At 62.1% G+C, this 5,574-nt stretch carries 10 protein-coding genes; 6 read left to right on the plus strand and 4 right to left on the minus strand.

The features are described 5' to 3' along the window. Nucleotides 1–60 precede the first annotated feature (60 nt). Both L995_RS30535 and L995_RS33605 read right to left on the minus strand, forming a co-directional pair. Nucleotides 61–372, minus strand: coding sequence for a hypothetical protein (locus tag L995_RS30535; protein ID WP_047475203.1), 312 nt, complete (start codon nucleotides 370–372; stop codon nucleotides 61–63). After that, on the minus strand, nucleotides 360–557 hold the full coding sequence (locus L995_RS33605; protein WP_133073514.1) for a hypothetical protein: 198 nt from the start codon (nucleotides 555–557) through the stop codon (nucleotides 360–362). The genes L995_RS30535 and L995_RS33605 overlap by 13 nt, the downstream gene beginning before the upstream one ends. A gap of 1,027 nt (nucleotides 558–1,584) precedes the next feature. On the opposite strand from L995_RS33605, the gene L995_RS30540 reads away from it, so the two are divergent. Further along, nucleotides 1,585–1,836 carry a hypothetical protein gene (locus L995_RS30540; protein ID WP_128422749.1) on the plus strand — a complete coding sequence of 84 codons (252 nt, stop codon included), beginning with the start codon at nucleotides 1,585–1,587 and terminating at the stop codon, nucleotides 1,834–1,836. A 255-nt stretch (nucleotides 1,837–2,091) separates the two neighbouring features. On the opposite strand, the gene L995_RS30545 is transcribed toward L995_RS30540, so the two are convergent. Both L995_RS30545 and L995_RS34770 read right to left on the minus strand, forming a co-directional pair. Next, complete coding sequence (locus L995_RS30545; protein ID WP_047475219.1) at nucleotides 2,092–2,391, minus strand: hypothetical protein; 300 nt, start codon at nucleotides 2,389–2,391, stop codon at nucleotides 2,092–2,094. Between the two features lie 156 nt (nucleotides 2,392–2,547). Continuing rightward, nucleotides 2,548–3,270 (minus strand): S24 family peptidase, encoded by a 723-nt coding sequence (locus L995_RS34770; RefSeq protein ID WP_052195900.1) that lies wholly within the window; start codon nucleotides 3,268–3,270, stop codon nucleotides 2,548–2,550. Nucleotides 3,271–3,345: 75 nt separating this feature from the next. On the opposite strand from L995_RS34770, the gene L995_RS30555 reads away from it, so the two are divergent. The 5 genes from L995_RS30555 to L995_RS30575 form a co-directional block, all read left to right on the plus strand. Beyond that, nucleotides 3,346–3,612, plus strand: coding sequence for a transcriptional regulator (locus L995_RS30555; RefSeq protein ID WP_047475207.1), 267 nt, complete (start codon nucleotides 3,346–3,348; stop codon nucleotides 3,610–3,612). Beyond that, nucleotides 3,605–4,009: a hypothetical protein gene (locus tag L995_RS30560; protein ID WP_047475209.1), complete on the plus strand. Its 405-nt coding sequence runs from the start codon at nucleotides 3,605–3,607 to the stop codon at nucleotides 4,007–4,009. Before L995_RS30555 ends, L995_RS30560 begins: the two co-directional genes overlap by 8 nt. 69 nt (nucleotides 4,010–4,078) lie before the next feature. Beyond that, nucleotides 4,079–4,504, plus strand: coding sequence for a hypothetical protein (locus tag L995_RS30565; protein WP_047475211.1), 426 nt, complete (start codon nucleotides 4,079–4,081; stop codon nucleotides 4,502–4,504). Further along, complete coding sequence (locus L995_RS30570) at nucleotides 4,501–5,211, plus strand: phage antirepressor KilAC domain-containing protein (protein ID WP_047475214.1); 711 nt, start codon at nucleotides 4,501–4,503, stop codon at nucleotides 5,209–5,211. The genes L995_RS30565 and L995_RS30570 overlap by 4 nt, the downstream gene beginning before the upstream one ends. Continuing rightward, nucleotides 5,208–5,574, plus strand: a 367-nt coding sequence (locus tag L995_RS30575) for a helix-turn-helix domain-containing protein (protein WP_047475216.1), incomplete at its 3' end; no start/stop codon positions are given. The genes L995_RS30570 and L995_RS30575, both read left to right, overlap by 4 nt.

Here is a 5,574-nt window from a genome sequence, read left to right on the forward strand (position 1 = left end):
CCGCAGCAGCAAAACCGGCGGCCGAGAAGGCCGACCAGAGGAAAAAGCCGAGGAGTTTGGTCATGGGAACTCGCGTAGGCATTCCATCGATTGCGGGCCGGTCCACACGACTGCATGACCGGGCGGGCAGGCCTGGGCGGCACTGTGTGCGCGCTGCACGTCCGCTGCGCTGGGCACGGGGTCCTGGGCCGCGCCAGCATCGGCACATGCGCTGAGAGCCAGGGCCACCAGCAGGACAAGGCACAGCAGCAGCCAGCCACCATGCGTGGGCGCTGGGCCCGGCTCGGAAACAGGGCCAGGACGCGAGGCCTCGCGAAGGAAGCGCGCATCGGGATCGGGATTGAAGGGCTCGGAGGGGATCACTCGTTGCATTTGGGCTCTCCGGAAACAACAAATCCGCCAGGAGGCGGATTCGTGGGGTTTGTGGCTTGCTGCTGTCGGCGCTGGGCTGCAGCCTCTGCCAACAGGCGCTCTTCTTCTTTCCATTCGGCAAGTGAGCGCGGCTCATAGGCGGCTTGGCCGCGATCGCCGCGCAGCCGGGTGAATCTGGATCTCATGGTGGATTCCAAAAAAAGCGCCCGCCCCTCATTGCTGCAGGGCGGGCCAAATGCCGCACAAGGCGACCCACGAAACAAAAAGGCCCTGCAACTGGTGAAGCTGCAGGGCCTTGATGGAAAGTGCCGATGCCTTGAAAGGCGCGCCTGGGAAGTAGAGAGGGAGGGAGGAGGATGCCCAGGCTCGGCGTGGAAACTGATTGCGTCCACGATACTCTGCCCACGGCCGGGCAAATGTGAACGGAGAGTAAAAGGTGCAGGGCTTCCACCTGCTGCGGCCTGCTAAGCCTCTGCGACCCCGTGGCCAGGGTATGGGTTGATGGCCGGCCGTATTCGCCCCGGCTTTCCTTCTATTGACGGTTTGGCGGACTCTCACCGCTTGCAGGCGGGCAAATGCCTGTCACGATTGGCCATCACAGATAAGGGCCGGATGCGATCCCGGCACAGAAGCGAGCGCTGTTTTTCATGGCAGCCGCCTAGCCCTCGCGGGTACGGCCTAGGAAGTCTGTCGCTCCGGTTGCCTCCATTCCCCGCGCGTCGCCCGCGCATTCCCTATCTGTGATGGCCCTGGCCGAAGCCAGGGGCTGCTGCATCTGGTAGCAGCTGCGCGGCATCAACATGCCGCACCGTTTATTCGCTCCGTGGTGTCATCTCACTGCGTTCATCACCGGAATGCCAGGGCGGTGTTCCATCGTCGGCTTCAAATGCGCTGGCGCGCACCCTTCACAGCCTCCCGCCTACTCTCTACAGGGCATGCCGGCCGCAGTTCCTTCCCTATGCCGTGAACCGTGCTTTGACGGACTGGCAACCGCGCGGAGACGCGGCGCGCTGACCTGGCCCATGCCCAGGAGCGCCATTGCGCCGGACGAATGCCCCTCGGGTGGGGCAAGCAACATCGGCGTGCAGTGCGAGAGCTGAGTGCAGATTGGATGAGGCGGCCATCTGAGATACTTGCTGCGGGGAGATACCGCTCCCCACTGCGCCCTGGTAAGGCGCATAAGGTGCGGTGACTTGGGGTGGTATGGGATGGATGTCCCGCCTGCTCGGCGATAAGAGCATCGCCCCCTTTCACCAAGCCGATGCCAGAAGCCTATTCGCGGTAAGCAACTGGCCGCGCCAGCAAGGGCGCGTAACAAGTGCAAAGCGGGTTCTTGACCCGTGGCCACGGGTCTTCACCGGAGCAATCCAAATGAAGACTTCTGTGCGTGTGAGCATCAATGTCGATGTCGCCAAGTGCCTTCGGGTCATCCTGGCGTTCGTCGCATTCCTGTTGATGCTGTGACCGAGTGGGGCGGGCTGGAGCGATCCAGCCCGCTTCCCGCTGAACTTCTCACGCGCCGTCAGCGGCCGCCTCAACCAATCTGTACTCAAGCTCTCTTGTTAAAGACCGGGGGCCATCCCGGTCGATGCCGTGGTGCCCAACTCCCCAACCGGTCCGCATGTGCGGTGGTCAGGTACGTTGAGGGCGATAATAAGGCGATGCCTAATTTCTTGCAATAGGCGTTGCCTTATTATTTTTGATGCACTGCCGATGCGCTCAGTGCAGACGGACTTCAAAGTAGGCCTCCTCCACAGCGATCCCCTGGAGTCCGGCTTGCTGGGCTGCCTCATAGGCTTTCTGCCAGGAGAGCGCCACTGGCTCGTTGGCCTTCCCGATTACGCCGCCCTCGGCCGCATCGTTGAAGAGCTTGTAGGCCCGTGTCATGGCCTCATGGGTGGGGAAGCTGCGTTCAATCACCTTGGCGAAGCGCGCTTCGGCCTTGGCCTTGATGTCGTGTTCAATGCCCACGCAGTCTTGAAGGGTTACGCGGAACGAGCTGAGGGCGGTCGTGGTCATGTGCATCCTTGGTGCTGGTTAAAAACACAGTTCTAGTATGCATCATGGCTGTATGCATGTACAGTAATTTGTTACATAGGGCGCAGTCCGAGAGTCGGCGGCCATGAAAAAGCCCGCTCATGGCGGGCTCTCGGTTTCAGGTTGGGGGGCGTGCATTCAATGCTTCATAGTCCACCACGCCAACACCTTGCCGGCAATGTTGATGCACTCAGATGCCTTACGAAGATCAATTCGCTCCTCGTCGGGATAGTCCACGATGTTGTCACTGCGAAGGACCAGGGTGCCGTCAGAAAGTATTAGGGCTTTCTTTAACAAGAGGCGGTTGTAAACATCGATGACGTAAATTCCCTGTGCGTCAATGGTCCGCTGTCCCATATCTACAAATACCAAGTCTTCATCTTGAATAGTTGGTTTCATGCTGTGGCCGTTGCCCGTCATGATCTTGATGCGCTCAGGGTTGACGGTCCCGATCTTCTTGCGGACCCAGCTTTCCAAGACATCGAGGTGGCGGACGATCTGCACGGCCTCATCCATGTGCGAGCCCGGACCCATCGACGGCCGGACAGACAGATGCTGCAGGCGGACGTAGCCAGGAGGCGGGGTGTCATCAATGACCTGGATCACGTTCTCCCCATGTTTTGAGTTGTCGGCGGTAGTCCCTGGCGGGTAATCGGGCAGCCCCCAGTGCGCTGGCTGGACCACGTCTGCGAAGTAGCTCCAGAGCTTAGGGAGCTTGTCCTTGCTGATGGTCCCGCGATTCACCCAGTCTTGGATGGATGGGGGCCTTACCTCAAAGTGCTCGGCCACCTCCTTCTTGGAGACGCCCTTCAGTTCGATGGCTTCAGCGATGGCTTGGCCTAATTTTTCACCAGTAAGCATTGCCTAATGTTCCATGTGTGGGTGTGCGTAGGCAATGCCTATTGATCAAAATTAGGCAGAGCCTTATCATGGGGTATGACGTACTCACACCCCGGACTTGCGGTGCAGGCGGTTGTCGACCTTGTCGGCAGCCAAGCTGCCCTGGCTCGTGCCTTACAGGTATCCGCGCCCACTGTGAACCAGTGGATCAAGAGGCGGCGTCCTGTTCCGAAGGCGCTTAGCCCCAGGATCGAAGCGCTCTCCAGCGGGACGGTCTCCCGCCGAGACCTCCGCCCCAACGACTGGCAGGACATCTGGCCCGAGCTTGCACAGCCCGCCGCACAGGAGCAGGGCCATGCATAAGGCTCGCACTGTCAAGCGTCCCGGCCCGCTGCCGCACCAGCAGCGCCTGCACAGCGCCCTGCAGCGCCACCGCAATACAGCTCTGCAGCGCTGGGAGTCTGAAATCACCTACTACGAAGCCTTGCAGACGGCGGGGTCCGCGCCGGTGACTCCTGCTGTGCTGGGCACCTACGAGGCGCAGGAAAAGCACATCGGGGCTGCAGAGGGCGAGGTCACATGGAGCTTCTCCGAGTTCCCCGATGCACCTTCCTCGTTGTGCCGGCGCGCCATCTCCATCACCGACCTTGAGGACCGCATCGTCATCAAGGTGGGCTTCGCCGAGCTGCGCCTGACCCGTGAAGAGGCCGCGCGCCTGTTCTCGATTGGCCGCGACACCGGCGGCGAGCAGCAGGGGTAGGTGGGTGGGATTCCCATCCTCCCATGCCTGCTGCCAATCCCTCTCATTCATTCCTAGGAGTAGTCCCGCATGCGTGACACCCACGAAAAGCTGAGCCGGGCTGAAGCGGCTGCATTCAGGGCGATCCAGGTGATCCTGGCTGACCTCGACGCCGAGCAGGCCGAGCGCGTCCTGGCCCGTGTCCAGGACCAACTGGACGAAGACGCTGGCGGGCCCATGTTCGCGCGCGGCGTTGCCGGTCCCCTGGGCAAACTGGACATCCCGCTGCGCACCAAGGTGGACGAGGCCACGGCCGACCTGTTCCTGCGCCACTGCGGCCAGCAGGCCACGGACACATCGATGGTGCTGCGCGACTGCGTGTACGCCCTGGTCTACGGCAAGACCTATCGGCAGATGGTGGTGGAGAAAGTGAACCATGACGCGCAGCGTACCCAGGCGCTGGCCAAGCTCATAGGGCCTTTTGGTAGCCCCGAATTCGGAGGGCATGCCCAATGAACGCGATCACAGCAATTTCCGCAGCCGTGCTGATGATGAGCAGCCGCCAGATCGCTGAAGAGACAGGGAAAGAGCATTTCCACGTCATGCGAGACCTGCGGGCCCTGAAGGATCAACTGGGCCCCATGTTCAAGGGGTCTATCCAGAACTGGATACACCCCCAAAACGGACAGAGCTACGAGGAGTTCTTGATCGACAAGGACACCTGCCTGACCCTGCTGCTGGGCTACGACGCCGTGGCGCGCATGAAGGTGGTGAAGCGGTGGCAGGAGCTGGAGGCTCAGGCCGCGCCAGCGGTGCCGCGCACGATGTCTCAGGCGCTGCGCTTGGCCGCTGAACAAGCCGAGCAGATCGAGCAGCAGCAGGCCGCCCTGGCACTGGCCGCGCCCAAGGCCGAATACGTGGATCGCTACGTGGCCGCCAACGGCGCGAAGGGCTTCCGTCAGGTGGCCAAGCTGCTGGGCGCGAACGAGCACGCATTCCGGGCCTGGCTGCAGGACGAAAAGATCATGTACCGCCTGGGCGGCGAGTGGACTGCGCACCAGTGCCACATCGATGCCGGCCGCTTTGTCGTGAAGACGGGTGTGGCCCAGGCCAACGAGCATGCCTTCAACACCACGAAGTTCACGCCCTTGGGGGTGAACTGGGTAGCCGGCCTGTGGGGCCAGCACCAGGCCCGCCTGGCGCAGGAGGGTGCGCAGCAATGAGCACGATGATCATGGCGGCCTGCTGGCCGCTGGCAATGTCCCCCGCCCAGAAGGCTGTGCTGATTTCCCTGGCTGACCAGGCCAATGATGACGGTGTGTGCTGGCCCGGCGTTGCGACGATTGCGAAGCGCACCTGCCTGTCTGAACGTGCGGTGCAGGATGCCATAGCATGGCTGCAGACCGTGGGCGTGGTGTTCCGGGAATACCGCATCAACTCGAGCACCAGCTACACCATCACGCCGGCCAACTTCAACCCGGCTGCAGCGCCCGCGAAGCGTAAGCGTGGGACGGGTGCAAATGCCGCACCGGGTGCAAATGGCGCACCCCCCGCAAATGGCGCACCGGGTGCAGACGGCGCACCAC

It is taken from the genome of Delftia sp. ZNC0008, from assembly GCF_000799035.1.
GTDB lineage: Bacteria > Pseudomonadota > Gammaproteobacteria > Burkholderiales > Burkholderiaceae_C > Comamonas > Comamonas tsuruhatensis.